Origin of the sequence: Haloarcula sp. K1, from assembly GCF_001647155.1 — an archaeon.
GTDB classification, from domain to species: domain Archaea; phylum Halobacteriota; class Halobacteria; order Halobacteriales; family Haloarculaceae; genus Haloarcula; species Haloarcula hispanica.
The window spans coordinates 71,468-90,972 of sequence record NZ_LRHL01000043.1; the positions used below are offsets into that span (position 1 = coordinate 71,468).

Consider the following 19,505-nt stretch of genomic DNA (forward strand, 5'->3'; position numbering starts at 1 on the left):
GAAGCAGGGAGAGGCACGCTCCCCACGGACGCGAGCGTTCGTTGTCGGACCAATGACAGAGTATGGTTGAGCGTGAACCGACGCGTGCTCGCTACCGGCGACGGTTCATTGAATACATTATCCTCTCCCGTAATAAACCTAGTGAACAGGTGAATTCTTGCGCCACTTTGGTACGGGTGTCCAGATATTGTCTCTAAAATACTGTATCTTCAGTTAGTTGGTTGCCTGACCGATAGCCTGGTCGAGGTCGGCTTTGATATCCTCGACGGATTCGGTGCCGACGGAGAGTCGGACCATGTCATCAGTGACGCCGGCGGCGGCCTTCTCCTCGTCAGTGAGCTGCTGGTGGGTGGTCGAGGCAGGGTGGATGATGAGCGTCTTCGCATCGCCGACGTTTGCCAGCAGGGAGGCGATCTCCGTCGATTCGACGGTCGTTCGGGCGGCGTCGTACCCCGCGTCGAGGCCGAACGTTATCATGCCGCCGTAGCCGCCGTCGAGGTACTCGCTGGCGGTGTCATGCGTTTCGTGGTCTTCGAGGCCGGGGTAGGTGACCCACGAGACCTCGGGGTGGTCGGCGAGGAACTCGGCGACGCCTATGGCGTTGTCGCAGTGGCGGTCCATCCGCGCGGGCAGCGTCTCCAGGCCCTGCATCGTCTGCCAGGCGTCGAAGGGTGACTGCTGGCAGCCCAGGTCGCGGAGGCCGCGGGCGATGGCGGCGTAGGTGAAGGCCGCGTCGTCGAACCGCTCCCGGAAGTTGACGCCGTGGTACGCGGGGTTGTCGCCGGCGATTTCGGGGTATTTATCGGCGTGTTCCTCCCACGGGAAGGAGCCACCGTCGACGAGAACGCCGCCGACGGTGGTGCCGTGGCCGTGAATCCACTTCGTCGTGGAGTTCCAGACGAGGTCGGCCCCGTGTTCGATTGGGTTGCAGAGGTACGGCGTCGCGAAGGTGTTGTCGACGAAGAAGGGGACACCGTGGTCGTGGGCGATTTCGGCGAGGCGCTCGAAGTCCGGTGTGACCAGCGACGGGTTGCCGATGGTCTCACAGTGGACGTAGGCGGTGTTCTCGTCGATAGCCTCGGCGTAGGCGTCGTAGTCGAGCGTGTCGACGAAGCGGGTCTCGACGCCGTTTCGCGGCGCGGTGTGGGTGTAGTAGGTGTAGGTCCCGCCGTACAGTGACGACGCCGTGACGACGTTGTCGCCGACATCCGCGAGCAGGAAGGTGGCGAGGTTCAGCGACGCCATTCCCGAAGCAGTGGCGACCGCGCCGACGCCGCCCTCCAGCGCCGCCAGCCGTTCCTGTAGCATGCCGACGGTGGGGTTCATCAGCCGCGAGTAGATGTGGCCCGGCTTCTCCAGCGCGAACTGCTTTGCGGCGTCCTCGGCGTCCTCGAAGACGTAGGAGGTGGTCTGGTACAGTGGCGGCGCGCGGGAACGGGTTTCAGCGTCTGGCTCTTCCTGGCCGACGTGCAAGGCGTCGGTTTCGAATCCGTGGTCTTGGTCGTCGCTCATACACTCCGCTTTCACCTGATGGGTCTTAATAACGACCACACCGGTGAGCCCCGCCACTGCTACGAGATAGCGGTGATTATTCGGGCCGTTTCCGGACGTATTCGGGCGCGGAAGGCCGTGTGGAGTCAGTATCGTGCTTCTGGAAGAACACGAAGAGAAGTACTCGGGCCGGGAGCGAGTGGTGCGACGACTGTCGCACCCGAAGCGACCCGGGGAAGGGCAGGCATGCCTCAGTTACAGATAGACATGGTTGACAAGTATACCGCGCGCCGCCGGCGCGCGGTTTCCCCGGTCGCGAACGCAGTGAGCGACCGGCCTTTTTCGCCCACGTTTTTGTACGGGGGTTGAGCGCTCGCCGCAGGCGAGCGCGAGGCCCCCGTGGAAAAAGGTGGTTAGGTAAACTTCCGGACCGTCATCGAAAGCGTATCGAGGTCCAGAATCGGCGCGAAGCCGGCGTCCGGGTCGATGTTGACGCTCTTCTGGAACTCGGTCTGGGCCTGCCAGCATCCTGAGTTCAGCGCAACGACGTTGTGATACTCGCCCCAGCCGAGCTTGTGGACGTGGCCGGTGTGGAACACGTCCGGGACCTCCTCCATGACCAGATAGTCGCGGTCCTCGGGGGCAAGCCGGATGTGGCCCCCGTACTGCGGCGCAACGTGGCGCTTTTTCAGGAGCTGATACATCGCCTTGTGTGGCTCCTCGTAGCTCGCTTCCTCGTCGGGGAGTTCGGCGATGACCTCGTCCAGCGAAACGCCGTGGTACATCAACACTGTGACGCCCTCGACGGTGACCAGCGAGGGATTAGAGTGGACCTGAGCGTCGTGAGCAGTCATGATGTCTCTGAGTTCCTCGTCGAAGCCGGGCTGGGGCTCAGCCAGCCGAACGGCGTCGTGGTTGCCCGGAATCATCCGAATCTCCATGTCGCCCGGGACTTCCTTGAGGTACTCCGAGAACGCGCGGTACTGGTCGTAGATGTCGATGATGTCCAGTTCCTCGTCCTGCTCTGGATAGATACCGACGCCCTCGACCATGTCGCCGGCGATGAGCAGATACTCGACGTTCTCGGCTTCGGAGGTGTGGAGCCAGTCGGTGAAGCGATGCCAGGCGTCCTCCATGAACTCCTGGCTCCCGACGTGGACGTCTGAGATGAGCGCCGCCTGGACGTGGCGGTCGGCGGTCGAGGGGCTGTGTGTTCGGGGCACGTCCGGGAAGTACAGCGAGTCCACGAACAGGATGCCGGCGTCGTCGGCCAGCGTCCCCTCGACGGCGATGACCTCGTCCATAAGCAACTGCTGGACCAGATCGGCGATAGGCCGGTCTTTCATCACGAGGCAGGGGAAGGTCCCGTTCGTGTCCTCCAGTTCGACGAGCCAGTGCCCGCTGGCGGTCGAGCGGATGTCCGAGACCATGCCGATCAGCGCAGCGTCGCTGCCGCCACCCATGTTCTCGATTGCGTCAGTCGGTCGGTGGTTCACTCTGCCGCGCAGCTTGCTCGCCAGTTTCTCGTAGCGGTCCCGGAACACCGAGACGAAGTCCGAGTACTCGCCGGTCCCGGTAGACTGGCCGGTCATGTCGTTCGCGACTTCGATTGCCCGGAGGGATGTGTCCACGTCCCGTGACCCCCCCGTTTCAGGTGGAACTGACCCACCCGGTTCGGTCGACGTGGCTGCACCTGTTCCAGTCGAAACGGAGGGGTGTGAATTGGGTGGAGCGCCGGTAGTTTCGTTTCCGGGGTTTGGTTCGGTATTCGGCGATCCCCCGGTGGATTCTGTCGCTTCAATCACGGAGTCGACGTGGTCGGTTGTCAGCTTCAGTGCGTCGTCGGGGAGGGTTTCGAGTGCACGTTCCAGCGTCGCCGATGGGTCCGATGTATCGGCGATCCGAGTCACTGCCTCGCGCTCCGCGTTGTAGCCGCGGCTCGCGAGTTCGCTGACGATTCGTGCCGGCGTCTCCAGAGGCACGTTCCACACTCAGTGTCTGCGGCCAAAAGGATAGCGAACCAACGGCCGTCACAAGATTGATACCCCGCTGTCGGCAATCCGAGATAGGATGGGCCGGGACGAACCGACCAGTAGCACGCCTCCAGACGGGACAGAGGAGTCTGTGGAGGCCAGCCCTGCGTTTCGTCTCGCGCTATACGTCCGTGACATCGGTACGAGCGTCGGGGCAGTGGTGCTCGTCGGCGCGTTCCTGTTTGCTGTCAGCGGGGTGTGGCCGCCACTGGTCGCCATCGAAAGCGGGAGCATGGAGCCACACATCGACACCGGCGATATGGTGTTCGTCATGGACGCGGAGCGCTTCTCGGGACAGGCGGCCCGTCACGGCGTTGTAACGGCAGCGGCCGGGACAGAGACCGGCTATCGGACCTTTCAGCAGCCCGGGGACGTCATCGTCTTCGAACCCAACGGTAACGAGCAGCGAACGCCGATCATCCACCGGTCGATGCTGTGGGTCGATGCCGGCGAGAACTGGTACGACCGCGCGAACCAGACGTATGTCGGGAGCGCGGACAGTTGCGACGAACTACAGAACTGTCCGGCGCCGCATGCTGGGTTTATTACGAAAGGTGACAACAAAGTAACCAACACTAGATACGATCAGGTCACCGGGGCAAGCACCGTTGTCCGCCCGGAGTGGGTCATTGGAACCGGGACCTTCCGAATCCCTCGTCTCGGATACGTCCGAGTCCAACCGTCTCAGCTATGGCACACGTCGGTGTCGATACCGGTCGGAGGAGCTACAGCACCAGCGGCAGCCTGAGCAAATCGGAAGATAGCGTTCGGTCCAACAACAGAAAGTTGATTGGCCGCCTCCGAGTATTCGTGGTACGAATGGCCGGGTCAGACCGTCGGTCGTCGGATGGAGACGAAACCGAGAGGCCGGGAGGGATGATGTACGTGGCCGATATCGTCAGTAGCGCCGGCTCGGTCCTGCTCGTCGGGGTGTTGCTGTTCGCCGTCAGCGGTGTGTGGCCCCCGCTCGTCGCTATCGAAAGCCCGAGCATGGACCCCCATATCAAGGAAGGCGACCTCGTGTTCGTGATGGAAGAGGAGCGGTTCTCCGGCCCGGGTGATCACGAGGGTGTCGTCACCGCAGCGAACGACGACAGCTATCGGACGTTCCAGCGTCCGGGCGACGTTATCGTATACGAGCCCGACGGCAACAGTCGGCAGACTCCGATCATCCACCGAGCGATGCTGTGGGTCGAGGAGGACGAGAACTGGTACGACCGCGCGAACAAGGACTACATCGGCAGTGCGGACAGTTGCGACGACCTCAGCTCCTGTCCGGCCGACCACGCCGGCTTCATCACCAAGGGCGACAAAAACGGCCGATACGATCAGGTCGGCTCTCCCCCCATCAGCGAACCGGTCAAACCCGGGTGGGTCGTCGGTACGGCAGAGATACGGGTCCCGTTGCTGGGACAGGTCCGACTCCAGTGGAACAAGGCCGGAGCGGCTGGTGAAGTAACGGACGAGACGGAGCCGACGATGACGAACGAGACAGGACTCACAGCGGTGAACGGAACCGCGGCCGGGTAGCCGTATCACTCGAAGGGGATTTTTTCACCTGGAACGGCCGAGCTGTCGAGCGCGAATACAGTTCGCAGGTCAGTTGTCGAACCGGGCCTGGACGAACGGCTGGACGTCGTCGATATCGCCGAGTCTCGAATCCGACAGGAGCACCGCCTCCGTCTCTTCGGTTGGAACCGAGAGGGAGATCTCTTTCGTGCGCCCGTAGCGGCCCTTCGAGACGACGACGGCGTTGACGATGCCGAGCATGTCCAGCTCCGAGATGAGGTCTGTGACGCGGCGCTGTGTCAGGATGTCGGCGTCGATCTCCTCACAGAGGTTCTTGTAGATGTTGAACACCTCGCCGGTGTTGATGTTGTGGACGCCGTTCTTTTCCAGCAAGATGATGGCAAAGAGGACAATCTTCGACTGCGTGGGGAGCGTCCGGACGACCTCGACGACGCGGTCGAGTTCGATCTTCTCCTGAGCCTGCCGGACGTGGTCTTCAAGGACGTTGTCCGTCTGGTCACGCTCGGCGAGTTCGCCGGCCGTCCGGAGGAGGTCGAGCGCCCGGCGTGCGTCCCCGTGTTCCTGTGCGGCGAAGGCCGCACACAGCGGGATGACGTCCTCAGTGAGCGCGTCGCCTTTGAACGCCACGTCCGAGCGTGCCTGGAGGATGTCCCGAAGCTGATTCGCGTCGTAGGGGGGGAAGACGATTTCCTCTTCACCAAGGCTGGACTTGACCCGTGGATCGAGGAAGTCGGTGAATTTCAGGTCGTTCGAGATGCCCATAATCGAGACGCGGGAGTTCTCCAGTTCGGAGTTCATCCGGGAGAGGTTGTACAGCGTGTCGTCGCCGCTTTTCTCGACGAGCTTGTCGATCTCGTCGAGCATGATGACGACCACGCGCTCGTGGTAGTCGACGGCATCGAAAAATGAGCTGTACACCCGGTCCGTCGGCCACCCCGTCATCGGGACTTCCTCGAACTCCGCCTTGTCGGCTTCCAGCGATTCGATTTCGGTTTCGATGTCGTCGAGGGAATCGAACGCCGTCTCTTCGAGTGCAGCCGCGTTCTCGCGTGCACGCGATCGGAGATCTTCGAGTTCGGCGATGCGGTCGTCGATGAGCTGGGCGTTCTTGTCGATGAACTTGTTCGCGAGCTGGGCCAGCACGCGGTACTGGGTGTCGGTCACCTCGCAGTTGATGTACTCCACTTCACAGGGAACCTCGTACTTCTGTGAGGTCGTTTCGAGTTCCTCGCTGACGAACTTCGCGGACGCGGTTTTCCCCGTTCCAGTCTTGCCATAGATGAGGATGTTCGACGGCGTATCGCCGCGCAAGGCGGTGACGAGAATCGTCGCCATGTTGTTGATCTGCTCCTCGCGGTGGGGGAGTTTGTGCGGCGTGTAGGAGGGGCGGAGGACCTCCTTGTTCTCGAAAATGGGTTCCCCTTCGAGAAGGTCGTCGAACAGGCCGCGGGACGCCTCGTCTGAGGGATCGTCGGATCCGGCATCGAGATTGTCGAGAATAACGTCGTCGAGATCGGATGGCCCGGTCGATGTCCCGGAGTCCGTTTCGACATCGAGTTGCTCGTCGGACCCGTCGGCGTCGTTCGACGTCTCTGTCGTCGACGGGTCGGATGCCGGGGCCGAGTTGTCGCTTTCGTCAGTCATAGTCGAGAGAGTCCCCTTCGTTTCGTGTGGAGAGAGTTGGAGACACCGGAACAGAGGGAGCGAGGAGTGCGTCAGTACCGTCGTTAGTGAGCATCAGCGCTCTCCGGTGCGTCCAGTTGAACCACATGAACCGTACCGTGAGTCGATATTAAATATTTCGGTACACCACCCATGAAACATATATGTTGGCATATTTATGAGTCCTCCCGCATGGGTTCCGTTGTCGTAAAGAGGACTATAGCTTCAGTTTCACTGGGTTAGACGGGCATGGTACGGCAGGGGAATGAGTGGAAGGGAAGGGGAGCCATGGAGTGGTTCCGGGAGCTGGTACGCTGTGTGAACACGAGTGGTGGTACCACGGCAGGACGGGACCTGTAGGACAAAGCGACCGTAACGGGCCAACCCCCCCACCCCTTCGTTTCCGGTGGAACGGGAAACAGGCCCGGGGGGAGGGGGTGAGGGTGACGAAAATGTCCTCTAGTAAGGGGAAAGGTTTAATACACTACCTCATAAACCAAAGCCGCACCAGATAAAACAAATCCCTAGTAGAGGGTAGTATACAGTTTTCTAGTGTCTAGGCCGTTCTAACTAGCGGTATGGCGAGTCGCGCCGATTTGAACAGCTGGTCCGCTCCCGATTTGATCGGTAATTCTCCACCCCCTCCCCAGGGATGTCTGTCGTTCCACCTGAAACAAAGGGGTGGGGGGCTAGGATGGTCCACCCCTAATCCGAATCGCTGGGTTTCGGATGACCGGACTCCACCCGAACAGTTCCCGTCCCGATTGCATCCGCGGAAACGCGCACACGCTGATCTGTGCTATGCCTCCCCATGTCAGAAAAAGGACTAATGTCTGACGTAGGCTTAAGTGAATTCGCCTATCTTTTACGGGCAGAGCCGCCATACCGGACGACTCCGGGCGGCGGGAGGATAGGATGGGATTGTTAACAAACCTCAAAGATAGCATCTCACGCGCGGCATCGACGCTGTTCTCCGAAGAGGATCCGAAGCGGATCGGTATCTACGGCCCGCCGAACGCCGGCAAGACGACGCTGGCGAACCGCATCGCACGGGACTGGACTGGCGACGCCGTCGGTCCGGAGAGTCACGTTCCACACGAGACTCGCCGTGCGCGCCGAAAGGAGAACGTCGAGATCGAACGCGACGGGAAGAAAGTGACAATCGACATCGTCGACACGCCCGGCGTGACGACGAAGGTCGATTACACCGAATTCCTCGAACACGACATGGAGAAAGACGACGCCGTCCGTCGCTCCCGCGAAGCGACCGAGGGCGTCGCCGAAGCGATGCACTGGCTCCGCGAGGACGTCGACGGCGTCATTTACGTGCTTGACTCCGCGACTGATCCGTTCACGCAGGTCAACACCATGCTCATCGGCATCATCGAGAGTCAGGACCTGCCGGTGTTGATTCTTGCAAACAAGATCGATCTGGAGGAGTCCTCCGTCCAGCGCATCCGAAACGCCTACCCCCAGCACGAGACGATTCCGCTCTCGGCGCTCGAGGGAGACAACATGGACGAAGTCTACGACAAAATCGCGGAGTACTTCGGGTGATATAATGGCAGAAGTCAAAGACCCAGACGACGGCGTCCAGATCGACCTCATCAGCGGCGAACGCATGGCCGGACTGGCCTCGATGGAGAAGATCCGAATGATTCTCGACGGGGTTCGTGACGGCAACATCGTCATTCTCGAAGAGGGACTCTCCCCCGACGAGGAGTCCCGCCTGATCGAAGTCACGATGACGGAGATCAGCCCCGACGAGTTCAACGGCATCGAAATCGAGACCTACCCCAAGTCCGAGGCCGCCGACGCCAGCATCCTCGACCGGCTGATGGGCAAACAGTCGACCCAGAAGCTGACAGTCATCGGGCCGGCGAACCAGATAGAGACGCTCCACAAGGACGAAACGCTCATCAGCGCCCTCGTCTCCCGGAAATAATGCCCCACCAGTGTACGGACTGTGGCCGTGGCTTCGACGACGGGTCGAAGGAGATGCTCTCGGGCTGTCCCAACTGCGGCGGGAACAAGTTCCAGTATCAGCCCGAGGGGGCCGACATCTCCGAGACGCCGGACGCGGAGCCACCGGAACCACCGGGACCTGACAGCACTGTCGCCCGTACCGTCGGCAAGACCGCCGCCTCGGTACGTGACTTCGTCAGTGGCTCCGCTCCGGACGGCGACCGTCCCGCCGAGCAGTCCCATCTCGACGCCGACCGGTCGGCTGACTCACAGCCGAGTGACCCATCCCACACGTCCGGCTCGCCGTCGACCGAACCCGACCGCACGTCTGCGTCCGAGGATTCAGCCCAGGCTAGTGCCCGCGGCGATATCGTCGAACCGGACGAACTTCCGTCCGACGCACCGTCGGCGTCCGAAGCAGAACACCAGTTCCGCCCTGTCGGTGCGGACCCTGACCCACCGGCGGAACCAGAGCAGGAAGACCGGCCCGACCTAGAGGAACTGCGCGCGGAACTCAACGACCAGTTCGAGTCGATCAAGGTACTGGAACCCGGCCAGTACGAACTGAACCTGATGGAACTGTACGACCGCGAGGAATACATCATTGCGCTGCAGGAAGACGGGCACTACTCGATTCAGGTTCCCGAAACCATCCGTTCCGAGTGACCGAACGGTCTTATTGCCGCTTTCATATATTCGTTAGCCCGAATTACGCCGTAGAACGGCTGCACACTCCATTGAGTATCAACGCGGGCACAACCATTATATAATATGCCGTGGATGCTTCGGATAACGCCATGAGCCACCGAGAACTCTCGACATCGGATTCACACCTCGAAGAGTGGGCGTCACTCCTCGGTGCTGATATCGACGACGACGGGCGCGACAGCGACTTGCTTGACGACCAGGACGAACCCGCTTGACATCCTCTCCGCCCTGAAGGGCGAAGATTCCCGACTGCCGTTGGGATATTGTGGTCTACGGGACAACCTGTTCTTGTGGGCGTAATCTGCCCGTTGATTTATCGAACAGGCGCACCGATGGCTGTGCCAAACAGCCGTTACTCCTATCCTGTGACGGACTCGGAGTTACCGTCGCTCGCATATTCTCCGCCGCATTCAGATCACTGTTCGCAACCAAATCACACTCTGAACACACATACAACCCGCGCTCAACACGGTTAGAATCCGCTTCTGTGCCACACTCACAGCATGTTTTCGAGGTTTTTAATCCGCCTTCGGGAACGCGCTCTATACTGATGCCGCGTTCTTCGGCTTTGTATTCAATGTGGCTCAACAGCGTTTCAAACGCCCAATCGTGCAGCCGCTTGTTCCCGTGGCGTCCCCAATCAGAGTCGTCACGAATCTTTTTCGGATGACCTATTGCTATCGTCCCGACATTGCGAGTGGCGCATTGCTCCACAATATCTTTCGATAGTGCGTGCAAGAAATGGTCTTGCCGCCGGGACTTCTTTTGTCGAAGTCGCTGTGCCTCATTGCTCGGGCCGTTTTCACCCTCTGTGTTGTATTCTTCATGACGGAAGTAGTGAGTATCTTCTTTCAGGGCGTTGCCCGGATACAATAGCGTCTCGTCACCGATAGAGACAGCCGCCGTGTTGCAGATACCAAGATCAACACCAGCCGTCTTCTCGCCGGGACTCTCCGACGTTTCAATCTGCATTTCGCAGACGAAATGCAGTTCCCACTGGTTGCCAGTCCAGACAGAACGCACCGTCTGGACGGTTTCAACATCGGAAAGCGTCTGGTCGTCTGCTTGGATCGTGTATTCACAGAGGATGTAGTCTGCGGCGTACCGAGACTCCTTCATATTCGTGCCCTTTGAGAGACGAACGCGGTTGTACTCGGTATCCAGTTTGAAGCCCTTATTTTTCCACGTCACGGTTGAACGCGGGTGTTCGTCGCCGTGTTTGCGATAACCGGGCGGATTCGCGTCAGGATCGTCCTGCTCGTACCACGAGACGAACGCCTCACCAAGTTCTTGGAGAACTCGTTGACTGGACTGAGAATGTAGGTCCGCGTAGCGTTCGTGATTTTTGAGGTACGAGCAGAGTTCGTCGGCGCTTGGGATATGGTCGATAGCGTCCCAAACACGAGAGATTGTCCATCGCCCGATGTTCCAGAGTTTGCTGGCGGCGAAGCCATGCGAATCAAGGTCGTCAGAGACTTGCGAGTGATTAGTGACACTCGCTTTCAGTGTCCGAGTGACGACCTGATTCGACACACGTAAGCATAGTATTATTACTTATATAATTGTTCGGGTGATGTCTAATAGTGGAATATCCAGCCGTAGCTACGGGTGTAGCATGACGCCAATTTGTCGGATTCATGCCCGCCGTGAACGGCGAGGCTTTCTCCTCGTTTTCCCGTAACGATCACGGTTCGTCAGAGAGCGCTCCTCGCAGTGACAGCCGCGTCTTCACACCGCTGGCGAGGCAAAATAATATTCGGGACGGGTGCCGTCCTGGACCCTGCCGACCGCGAGTAATATCTGGTTACGAGATTTTGTCGTACTGGTCCGAGAGCTTCTCGGCAGCGTCGGCCATCAGGTCCTGCTCGTAGTCGTCAAGATCCCACTCGACGATCTCTTCGACGCCGTTGCTCCCGAGACGGACCGGGACACCGAAGGCGGTGTCCTCGTGCCCGAACTCGCCTTCGAGCTTGACCGACGCCGGTAGCACTTCGCCGGTGTCGTGGAGGATGGCTTCGACCATGTGCGCGACGCCGCGTGCCGGCCCCCACTCGGTCGCGCCCTTGCGCTCGATGACATCCATCGCCGATTCCTGCAGGTCGCCGAGCAGTTGCTCTTTCTCGTCGTCGCTGAACTCGGGGTCGGTGCCGTCGACGCGGACCTTCGAGAACACGGGGACCTGTGCGTCGCCGTGTTCCCCGAGGATTGTCCCTTCGACGTTCTGAACTGGCGCGTCGAACTCCTCGCTCAGCACGTAGCGGAACCGCGCGGAGTCCAGGCGGCCGCCGAAGCCGATGACCTGCTCGCGCGAGCGGTCGCCGGCCTCGTAGAGGTGGCGGTTGAGCAGGTCGACGGGGTTCGAGGTAGTCAGCGAGACGTAGTCGTCGTTGTGCTCGTCCAGCGAGGACTGGATGTCCTCCATGATCGGCGCGTTGTCGCCGGCGAGGTCGATACGGGTCTGGCCGGGCTGGCGGGGAATCCCGGCCGTGATGACCACGACGTCCGAGCCGGCGGTGTCCTCGTAGCCGCCCTGGCGGACACGCGTGTTCGAATCGTAGGCGATGCCGTGGTTCGTGTCGGCGGCCTGCCCGACCGTGTCGTCTTCCTTGTCCGGGATGTCCACGAAAACGACTTCGTCAGCGATGTCACGGAGCGCGATGTTGTACCCTGCGGCTGCGCCGACTGTGCCGGCTGCGCCGACTACGCTTACCTTTGTCATACCATTCGGAAAGGCTCGGGCGCGAACGTTAAACGTGTCGAAACCCCGATTCCGCCGCACAGCGTTCAGCCAGTACCGACGTCTCGCACCCGTAAACTGTTTTCAGCCCCGTGACGTTGTGACTCGTATGAGTGATTTCGACAAGGAAGCCGAACGCGAGAAACTCCGCGAGAAATTCGAGCAGGAGGAGGACAACCGGGCGGCGACCGAGCAGATGAGTGAGCTCCTGTTGAAGGGCGCGACGATGACGAACGCCCACTGCAGCGAGTGTGGCGACCCCATCTTCCGCTACGACGGCCAGGAGTTCTGCCCGACCTGTCAGAAGCCAGTCGCTCGCGACGCGCAGGCCGACGGGGCGGAGACGGACGACGGCGACGAGGAGACGGCGGACAGTACGGGCGACGGGGACAACATCGAGATGGCCGCCCCCAGCGACGAGGCCCGCGTCCAGTTCGGCGACGACAGCAACGAGCCGGACCAGACTGCAGCCGAAGCCGGAGCGGCGGACGGGCAGACCACACCGGACGCTGCTCCCTCCGCACCTCAGGAACCATCCCAGTCGGACTCGTCGACGAACGCATCGCATTCTCCACCCGAAGCGGGGGGCGATAGGACCACACAACCCCGGAGCCAGCCCGATTCACCCGCCCAGAACGCCCGAACCGGCGCTCCGAACCCCGCTGACCGGACCACTGAATCCGAGCGGCAGCCCGGGAACAGTTCACAGGACCCCCCCGCTTCCGCTCGACAGCCCGCGCCATCCGAAGGTGGGGCCGGTGACGTTGCGGCAAATCTCGATGCGGCGTCTGCGCTCCTGGCCGAGACAGTTCACCGCTTCGCAGAGCGCGCCGCGGCGACCGAGAACCCACGCGAGGCTCGCGAGCATCTGCAGGCAGCGAGAGAAGCGGCGGAAGCGCTGGACGCGACGCGGTTCTGAGCGGAGCTACGGGTCGTAGTCGCTGGCGATGACTTCTCGAATCCGGTCGGCGGTCACGTCGCCGATGCCGGACACCTCCAGCAGGTCGTCTTTGTCGGCGGTCATCACCGCCTCGACGCTACCGAAGGCTTCCAGCAGCGTGCGCGCGGTCACCGGCCCGACTTCGGCGATTGAAGCGACGACGTACTCCTGTTGCTCCGGGAGCGTCTTCGACTGTTTCTCGCCGTGGACGCTCACCTCGCGGTCGGCCACCTCCTGCTCCCGCCCGGCGATGACTTCCAGCAGGTCGGCGGTCTCGTCCTCGTCGCTGGTCCGCAGCACGCTCGCGCCGAAATCGACCGCGAGCGACGCGAGCGCGCCCTGGATCGCCTTGTGATGGACGTTCCGCGCGCCGAAGAGGTCTTCGCCCTCGATGACGACGACGGGCCGACCGTAGTTGCGCGTGGCGTCCCCGACCTGCTCGAACATCGACCGGTCGCCGCCGGTCAGCGTGTCCATGAAGTCAGCGACGGTCTTGCGCTCGACGACCACGCGGTCCGAGAGGACGTAGTCGCCGACGGCCAGCGTTTCGAGTCGGGTCTCGATACCGTCCCGCGTCGAGAGGTCCCGGGCGATGTTCGAGTCGAGTTCCCGCTGGTCGGCGACGATTTCGACGGGGTCGTCCTCGTCGTCGTGTCCGGCGCTGGCGACCGTTCCCTCGTCGTCCCCTGTTCCGGTATTCTCCTCGTTGGCCGTGGCCGCTTCGCTGTCGACCTCGGCCGCTTCCGACGGGTCGTCTGCGAAGGCGTCCAGTCCGGCCTGACCGTCACTGCCATCGTCATCCTCGACTGACTTGTTAGCTCCGCTACCCCTTTTGTTTCGAGTGGAATCCCCGCTCCGTGTTGCGGTTTCATCCTCGCTGGTTCCACCCGAAGCGGTCCCTTCGCCGTCCTCGTACTCGTCGAGCCCGGTCTGGTCGAGGCGGGCCTCCAGTTCGCCGGCGACGCTTTTGAGTTCGTTCAGCTCGCGTTTCATCCGCTTCTGGTCGTTGCGGGCCTTCCAGAAGTACGCCTCGTCGCGGGTGTCCTCGGCCAGCAGGACGACGACCCGGCCCTCGGCCTGTCGGCCGGTTCGGCCTTTCCGCTGGATGGCCCGAATCGCGGTCGGCACCGGTTCGTAGAACAACACCAGGTCGACTTCGGGCACGTCCAGCCCTTCCTCGGCGACGGACGTCGAGACGAGCACTTCGAACTCGCCGTTGCGGAACCGGTCCAGCGTCTCCTGTTGCTGGCTCTGTGTCATCCCCTCGCTGCCGTCGGTGTCGCTCTGGCCGACGAACTTCTGGGTCGTGAAGTGGTCCGAGAGGAAGTCGACGAGCGTTTCGGCGGTGTCGCGGGACTCGGTGAAGACGATGACGCGCTCGCCGTTCTCGATGCCCAGCGTCTCGGCGAGCAGCATTCGCGTCTGGCGGAACTTCGGGTGCAGGTCGTCGTAGTCGCTGGCCTTCCGCATCGCCTCCCGTACTTTCGGCTCGCTGACGAGGCGCTGGTCGGCCTTCGACGCGCCCGAGGAGCGGGCGGCCTCCTTCAGCCGCTCGAAGTACCGCCGCAGGGACTCGACGCTCTGCGTTTCGACGTACGTGACGGCAGTCCGGAGCTTGCGGACCTCCGCGAGAAAGCTCATCCCCTGGTAGCCCTCGCTCTGGTCGTTGTTCATCAGGTCCCGAAGCTGGCCCTGAATCTGCTGGATTTCGCGCTCGGAGATGTCCGCCGAAGACTTGTTCGTGACGCCGAGTTCCCGCAGCTGGTCCAGCCGGTCCTCGATGACCTCATTGATTGCGTCACGGATCTCGACGACGATATCGGGCAGTTCGATGCGGTTCCAGTCGACGCTGGTGTCGTGGGTGTACTCGGCCACGTCGGCGTCGTTTTCGGTCATCACCGCGACCTCGTTCAGCCCGAGGTTCTCGCACACTTCGAGTATTGCCTCCTCGTCGTCGCCGGGGGAGGCGCTCATCCCCGTCACCAGCGGGTTCTCGGCGTCGGCGTGGTAGCGGTCGGCGATGTAGTTGTAGGCGTAGTCGCCGGTCGCCCGGTGGCACTCGTCGAAGGTGCAGTGGGTCACGTCGGCAAGGGAGATGCGGTTGCCCACGAGGTCGTTCTCGACGACCTGCGGCGTCGCGATGACGATGCGGGCGTCCTCCCAGAGGGCGGCCCGGTCGTCGGGTCGGACCTCGCCGGTGAACACGACCACATCTTCGTCGTCGATATCTAGGGCTTCACGGTAGAACTCGGCGTGTTGCTGGACCAGCGGCTTCGTCGGGGCCAGCATGAGCGCTTTCCCGCCGACGGCGTGCAGCCGTTCGGCGGTCACCAGTAGCGAGACGGTCGTCTTGCCCAGCCCGGTCGGGAGACAGACGAGCGTGTGGTCTCCGCTCGCCGTTTCCGCCAGTTCGGTCTGGTAGCGGCGGTTCTCCAGGAACTCCGGCGTCACCAGCGGGCGCTCGACGTGCTCGCCACCGGCGTCGGTGGTCGCCATTACCCACGCGTTCGTCCCGCCGGTGGTTAAGGGTTCAGATACCGCGGTGAAAGTGAACGGACGGCCTTAGAGGCCGAAGCCGGGCAGGTACTGGACGCCGACCCACATCGCCAGCGCCCCGAGCACCGGAATCGAGAAGTTGTCGTCGATGACGTAACCGGCGATACGCGGCTTGACGCCGTCGGCGAACGTCGCAGCGATACCGCCAAGCACTGCGGCGGCGGGGGGAACGAACGGCGCGGCGAGTAGCGTACAGACGCCGAACATCACCAGCAGGACCCAGGCCTGTTTGACGTTGCTGGCATCAGCCGAGCCCAGCAGGCCGCTGATGGGGTCGCCGATAGCGAGCATCAACATCGCCGGGACGGCGACCGTCTCGGTCATACTCGGGAGTTCGACGGCGAAGGCGACGATGGCGATCCCGACGATGTACAGCGCGTAGCCGGCGGGGTTGTCCTGCTCGTACTCCCGGGTGAGCCGGTCGTACACCACCCAGTCCAGTCCGGTGGTCAGCCGCACCGCTTCGAGAATCAGCACCACGACCAGCGCCACAGCCAGGAATCCTTGGACGACGCGCCACGTAATCAGGTCCGGCCGGAGCAGGTGTGCGAGCGGGACCGCCGCACCGGTGACGTGGACGAGCCGCCGGGATACCTCGTCGGCCATCTACAGGTCGTCGAAGGTCAGATCGCCGGTTGCGAGCCGTTCGAGCCGGTCGGCGAGCCCGTCGATGGGGAGGCGTTTCTGCTCGGTCGTGTCTCGTTCGCGCACCGTGACCGTCCCCGCTCGCGGCTCATCGCCGCTCGCGCTTTCCGAGGCGCGTTGCGCCCCGCCGTCTTCCAGACTTTCGTAGTCCACGGTGACGCAGTAGGGCGTACCGACCTCGTCCTGCCGGCGGTAGCGCCGGCCGATGGCACCGGAGTCGTCGTAGGTGACCGAGAGACCGGCGGCCCGGAGGTCCTCGGCGATATCGGTGGCGAGGTCAGCCATCCCGTCCTTGTCCATCAGGGGGAAGACGCCGACCGTGGTCGGGGCCTGCTCCGGCGGGAGGTCGAGGTAGGTCCGCTCCTCGCCGTCGACCTCGTCGCTCTCGTAGGAATGTGCGAGCACGGTGTAGATGATCCGGCCCACGCCGAAGGAGGGTTCGACGACGTGTGGGCGGATGTGCTCGCCGTTCTCGGTGACCTCGTCGACGCTGAAGTTCGTCTGTTCGACGGGGACGGTGTGGGACTCGCCGTCGACCTCGACGGTGACCTCGTCGTCATCGAAGGCGTCAGGATTCCTCTCGGCCAGCGCTTCGAGTGCGTCGGCGACCGCGCCGGCGTCCCCGCCGAACTCCGGCCCGAGGTAGCTCATGTCGGGATCGACGGTCGCGCGCTCGACGGTAATCGGCTCGTCGTACTGCTTGAACACTGTGTAGTCCTCGCCGGAGTGCTCGGCGTGTTTCGAGAGGTCGTAGTCGCCCCGGTAGGCGAAGCCCGTGATCTCGATCCAGTCGCCGTCGACCTCGCTCTCGGCGTCCCAGCAGTCGGAGGCGTAGTGGGCGCGCTCGCCGGCGAGGTGCTGACGGTAGCGAAAGCGGTCCATGTCGACGCCAACGCGCTCGTACCACTCTCTGGAGACGCCCAGATAGTAGGCGACCCACTCGCTCTCGACGACGCCCTCGTCGACGGCCTCGCGGACCGTGAGTTCGCGCTGGCCGCCGTCCTCGCTCTCCTGTGCTGCGGCGGAGTACAGCGGCAGCACCACGTCCTCGACCTCGGCCAGCGGCGGATCGTCTTCCTCGGGGTCGACGAAGTGCTCCAGTTCGGCCTGGGTGAACTCCCGGACGCGGACAAGCGACTTCCGCGGGGAAATCTCGTTCCGGTAGGCCTTCCCAATTTGTGCGACGCCGAAGGGGAGCTGATTCCGGGCGTACTCGGAGAGCTGCGGGAACTCCACGAAGATGCCCTGTGCGGTCTCCGGCCGGAGATAGCCCGGCGACGACGACCCCGGACCGATGTTGGTCTCGAACATCAGGTTGAAGTTGTCGACCGGCTGGTCGGCCAGGGACGTGTGACAGGAGGGACATTCGATGCCGTGCTCGGCGATGAGGTCCATCACTTCCTCGTTGGGGAGGGATTCGGCCTCCTCGATGTCCGTGTTGTCCTCGACGAGGTGGTCGGCGCGGTGGGTCGCGCCACACTCGCCGCACTCGACGATCATGTCGTCGAAGCCGTCGAGGTGTCCCGAGGCCTCGAAGACGGGCTCGGGCATCACGTCGGGTGCTGAGATCTCTTGATGGCCTTCCTTGACGACGTAGCGGTCCCGCCAGGCGTCCTCGATGTTCGATTTCAGCGCAGCGCCCTGTGGCCCGTAGGTCCAGAAGCCCGCCGCGCCGCCGTAGGCACTCGACGAGGGGAAGTAGAAGCCGCGACGCTTGGCCAGCTCGGTGAGGCGTTCGCCTTCGCTCATAGGCCTCGCAGCAGGTCGATGTCCCGGACGATGCCGGTGAGTTCGTCGCCCGACAGCAGCGGGATCTGTTCGATGTCGTGCTCGATCATCAGTTGGGCCGCCTCCTCGGCGGTGCGGCGCTTGTTCACCGTCACGACCTCGGCGGTCATGAACTCGCGGACGGGCTCGGCAGGGAGCTCGACGTTGCGGGTGGGCATGTACCGACCGCCGACGGCTTTGATGCCCTCCCAGGCCCAGTCGTCGTCCTGATTGGCGATTGAGTCGCCGGTGTCGTCCTCGCCCTCGACGACGCGGGCGACCGCGATGATGTCGACCTCGGTGAGCATCCCCGACATGTCGCCGTCGTCGCCGAGCACGACGCCGTATGGGACGTTCGCGTGGGAAAGCTCCCGTTCGGCGACGGTCAGCGGCGTGCCTTCGTACACGCAGTTGATGTCGCGGTTGGCGAGATCACCGACGATCTTGTCGCCGTCGACGTCGCCGTTGGCGATGGACCGAATCACGTCGGTCACTGTGATGATCCCTTTGAGCTGGCCGTCGACGATGGGGAGGCGTCGCTCGCCGTCCTCGACCATCACCTGCGCGGCGGCTTCGATAGACGTGTCCTCGCTGATCGCCGGGACTTCCTCGACGAGCAGGGCTAGCTGGTCTTCGTCGGGGCTCTCGATGAGCGCATCGCGTGAAATAATCCCTCTGAACTCCTCGCCCTCGTCGGTCTCCTTGATGACCGGGACCGACGAGAAGGCCTGCTCCTGGAGGTACTCCAGTGCGTCATCACGGGTCCCAGGAATGGTGACCGTGACGACCTCCGAGCGTGGCGTCATAGCGTCTGCGACGTTCATACTGCCAGAACTTCCTTCCCGCATCTACTAAGTCCTTAACATCCGTCCGTTTTCGGCATCCGGGTAGCACGCCGGGCGGCCATCGGCTATCGCCGACGACCGCGCAGACGCCATCTCGGAAACCCAGGGACTGCACCGCCCCGGAAACAACTACGCTTTCTGTCATATTGATATTCCGAATCTGGGTATGAATAGAACTGCGGAGGCAGACTCTAATGGTTGAGATGTAAGGCCCTATCCGTATGGGCCACGAACCATCTCGTCCCAGTACTGACAGGATACGAACTATTGTCAGACAGTTGGCTCTGGATCATACTCCTGCCCTCTATGGGTTTCGCTAAGTTTTTATATGGTTGTTACATATTATCATGCATGGAGTCGGATACTGTCGCTCCGGTTGAGATGGTCGCGGACGGAGATATCATGGCATCCGTCGAAGAGGGTCCAACGGATCAGTTTATCGTCGCTGACGTGACCCGAGACGACGCCTATCTCACAACCCCGCTCGCGGACGCTGCCTCGCTCCCGGCCTGGCGATAGGCCGCTGTCTGTCGGTTCGATTTTCGCTGACGGTCCCACCAAGCAGGATACCCTATCAGCGGCGCGGGCGCTCCGTCCCGAGTGTCCGCACGCAGTCGTTCGGACGG

General features: G+C 62.5%; 17 protein-coding genes. 8 read left to right on the top strand and 9 right to left on the bottom strand.

Going from position 1 to position 19,505, the window contains the following annotated elements; translation table 11 throughout:
- Nucleotides 1-213: 213 nt before the first annotated feature.
- Both AV929_RS13860 and AV929_RS13865 read right to left on the bottom strand, forming a co-directional pair.
- The gene (locus tag AV929_RS13860; protein ID WP_044951534.1) at nucleotides 214-1,512 is read right to left on the bottom strand and encodes an O-acetylhomoserine aminocarboxypropyltransferase/cysteine synthase family protein; all 1,299 of its coding nucleotides are present in this window, start codon (nucleotides 1,510-1,512) and stop codon (nucleotides 214-216) included.
- A 392-nt stretch (nucleotides 1,513-1,904) separates the two neighbouring features.
- A complete protein-coding gene (locus AV929_RS13865; RefSeq protein ID WP_064288540.1) occupies nucleotides 1,905-3,473 on the bottom strand; it encodes a DNA-directed DNA polymerase II small subunit in 1,569 nt (522 codons plus the stop codon).
- Nucleotides 3,474-3,561: 88 nt separating this feature from the next.
- Here AV929_RS13865 and AV929_RS13870 point away from each other — a divergent pair, with 88 nt between their 5' ends.
- Nucleotides 3,562-4,272 (top strand): S26 family signal peptidase, encoded by a 711-nt coding sequence (locus AV929_RS13870; RefSeq protein ID WP_023843027.1) that lies wholly within the window; start codon nucleotides 3,562-3,564, stop codon nucleotides 4,270-4,272.
- A 128-nt stretch (nucleotides 4,273-4,400) separates the two neighbouring features.
- Entirely contained in the window at nucleotides 4,401-5,054 is a 654-nt protein-coding gene (locus AV929_RS13875) for a S26 family signal peptidase (RefSeq protein WP_064288541.1), read from the top strand.
- 69 nt (nucleotides 5,055-5,123) lie between these two features.
- Here AV929_RS13875 and AV929_RS13880 read toward each other — a convergent pair whose 3' ends face one another.
- Nucleotides 5,124-6,698: a Cdc6/Cdc18 family protein gene (locus AV929_RS13880; protein WP_064288542.1), complete on the bottom strand. Its 1,575-nt coding sequence runs from the start codon at nucleotides 6,696-6,698 to the stop codon at nucleotides 5,124-5,126.
- Nucleotides 6,699-7,631: 933 nt separating this feature from the next.
- Between AV929_RS13880 and AV929_RS13885 the strand changes: the two genes are divergently transcribed.
- From AV929_RS13885 to AV929_RS22810, 4 genes are all read left to right on the top strand, one after another.
- Nucleotides 7,632-8,273 carry an Era-like GTP-binding protein gene (locus AV929_RS13885; RefSeq protein WP_004590329.1) on the top strand — a complete coding sequence of 214 codons (642 nt, stop codon included), beginning with the start codon at nucleotides 7,632-7,634 and terminating at the stop codon, nucleotides 8,271-8,273.
- Nucleotides 8,274-8,277: 4 nt separating this feature from the next.
- Nucleotides 8,278-8,661 (top strand): DUF2073 domain-containing protein, encoded by a 384-nt coding sequence (locus AV929_RS13890; protein WP_004517591.1) that lies wholly within the window; start codon nucleotides 8,278-8,280, stop codon nucleotides 8,659-8,661.
- The gene (locus tag AV929_RS13895) at nucleotides 8,661-9,347 is read left to right on the top strand and encodes a Zn-ribbon containing protein (protein WP_064288543.1); all 687 of its coding nucleotides are present in this window, start codon (nucleotides 8,661-8,663) and stop codon (nucleotides 9,345-9,347) included. Before AV929_RS13890 ends, AV929_RS13895 begins: the two co-directional genes overlap by 1 nt.
- A gap of 131 nt (nucleotides 9,348-9,478) precedes the next feature.
- Complete coding sequence (locus tag AV929_RS22810) at nucleotides 9,479-9,604, top strand: hypothetical protein (RefSeq protein WP_255359479.1); 126 nt, start codon at nucleotides 9,479-9,481, stop codon at nucleotides 9,602-9,604.
- Nucleotides 9,605-9,659: 55 nt separating this feature from the next.
- Here the strand turns inward: AV929_RS22810 and AV929_RS13900 are convergent, their stop codons facing one another.
- Both AV929_RS13900 and mdh read right to left on the bottom strand, forming a co-directional pair.
- Nucleotides 9,660-10,922, bottom strand: coding sequence for an RNA-guided endonuclease TnpB family protein (locus AV929_RS13900; protein ID WP_008307190.1), 1,263 nt, complete (start codon nucleotides 10,920-10,922; stop codon nucleotides 9,660-9,662).
- Between the two features lie 271 nt (nucleotides 10,923-11,193).
- Nucleotides 11,194-12,108, bottom strand: coding sequence for a malate dehydrogenase (gene mdh, locus AV929_RS13905; protein WP_014041705.1), 915 nt, complete (start codon nucleotides 12,106-12,108; stop codon nucleotides 11,194-11,196).
- Nucleotides 12,109-12,235: 127 nt separating this feature from the next.
- Here mdh and AV929_RS13910 point away from each other — a divergent pair, with 127 nt between their 5' ends.
- Entirely contained in the window at nucleotides 12,236-13,045 is an 810-nt protein-coding gene (locus AV929_RS13910) for an Sjogren's syndrome/scleroderma autoantigen 1 family protein (RefSeq protein WP_014041704.1), read from the top strand.
- Between the two features lie 6 nt (nucleotides 13,046-13,051).
- Here AV929_RS13910 and AV929_RS13915 read toward each other — a convergent pair whose 3' ends face one another.
- The 4 genes from AV929_RS13915 to AV929_RS13930 form a co-directional block, all read right to left on the bottom strand.
- Complete coding sequence (locus AV929_RS13915; RefSeq protein WP_064288544.1) at nucleotides 13,052-15,562, bottom strand: DEAD/DEAH box helicase; 2,511 nt, start codon at nucleotides 15,560-15,562, stop codon at nucleotides 13,052-13,054.
- Nucleotides 15,563-15,628: 66 nt separating this feature from the next.
- Entirely contained in the window at nucleotides 15,629-16,228 is a 600-nt protein-coding gene (locus tag AV929_RS13920) for a dolichol kinase (RefSeq protein WP_014041702.1), read from the bottom strand.
- Nucleotides 16,229-18,016, bottom strand: coding sequence for a glycine--tRNA ligase (gene glyS / locus AV929_RS13925; protein WP_064288545.1), 1,788 nt, complete (start codon nucleotides 18,014-18,016; stop codon nucleotides 16,229-16,231).
- Nucleotides 18,013-18,858, bottom strand: a complete 846-nt coding sequence (locus AV929_RS13930) for a CBS domain-containing protein (RefSeq protein WP_014041700.1) — start codon at nucleotides 18,856-18,858, stop codon at nucleotides 18,013-18,015. Before AV929_RS13930 ends, glyS begins: the two co-directional genes overlap by 4 nt.
- A 372-nt stretch (nucleotides 18,859-19,230) precedes the next feature.
- On the opposite strand from AV929_RS13930, the gene AV929_RS22415 reads away from it, so the two are divergent.
- Complete coding sequence (locus AV929_RS22415; RefSeq protein ID WP_014041699.1) at nucleotides 19,231-19,398, top strand: hypothetical protein; 168 nt, start codon at nucleotides 19,231-19,233, stop codon at nucleotides 19,396-19,398.
- The last annotated feature ends 107 nt before the right edge of the window (nucleotides 19,399-19,505 follow it).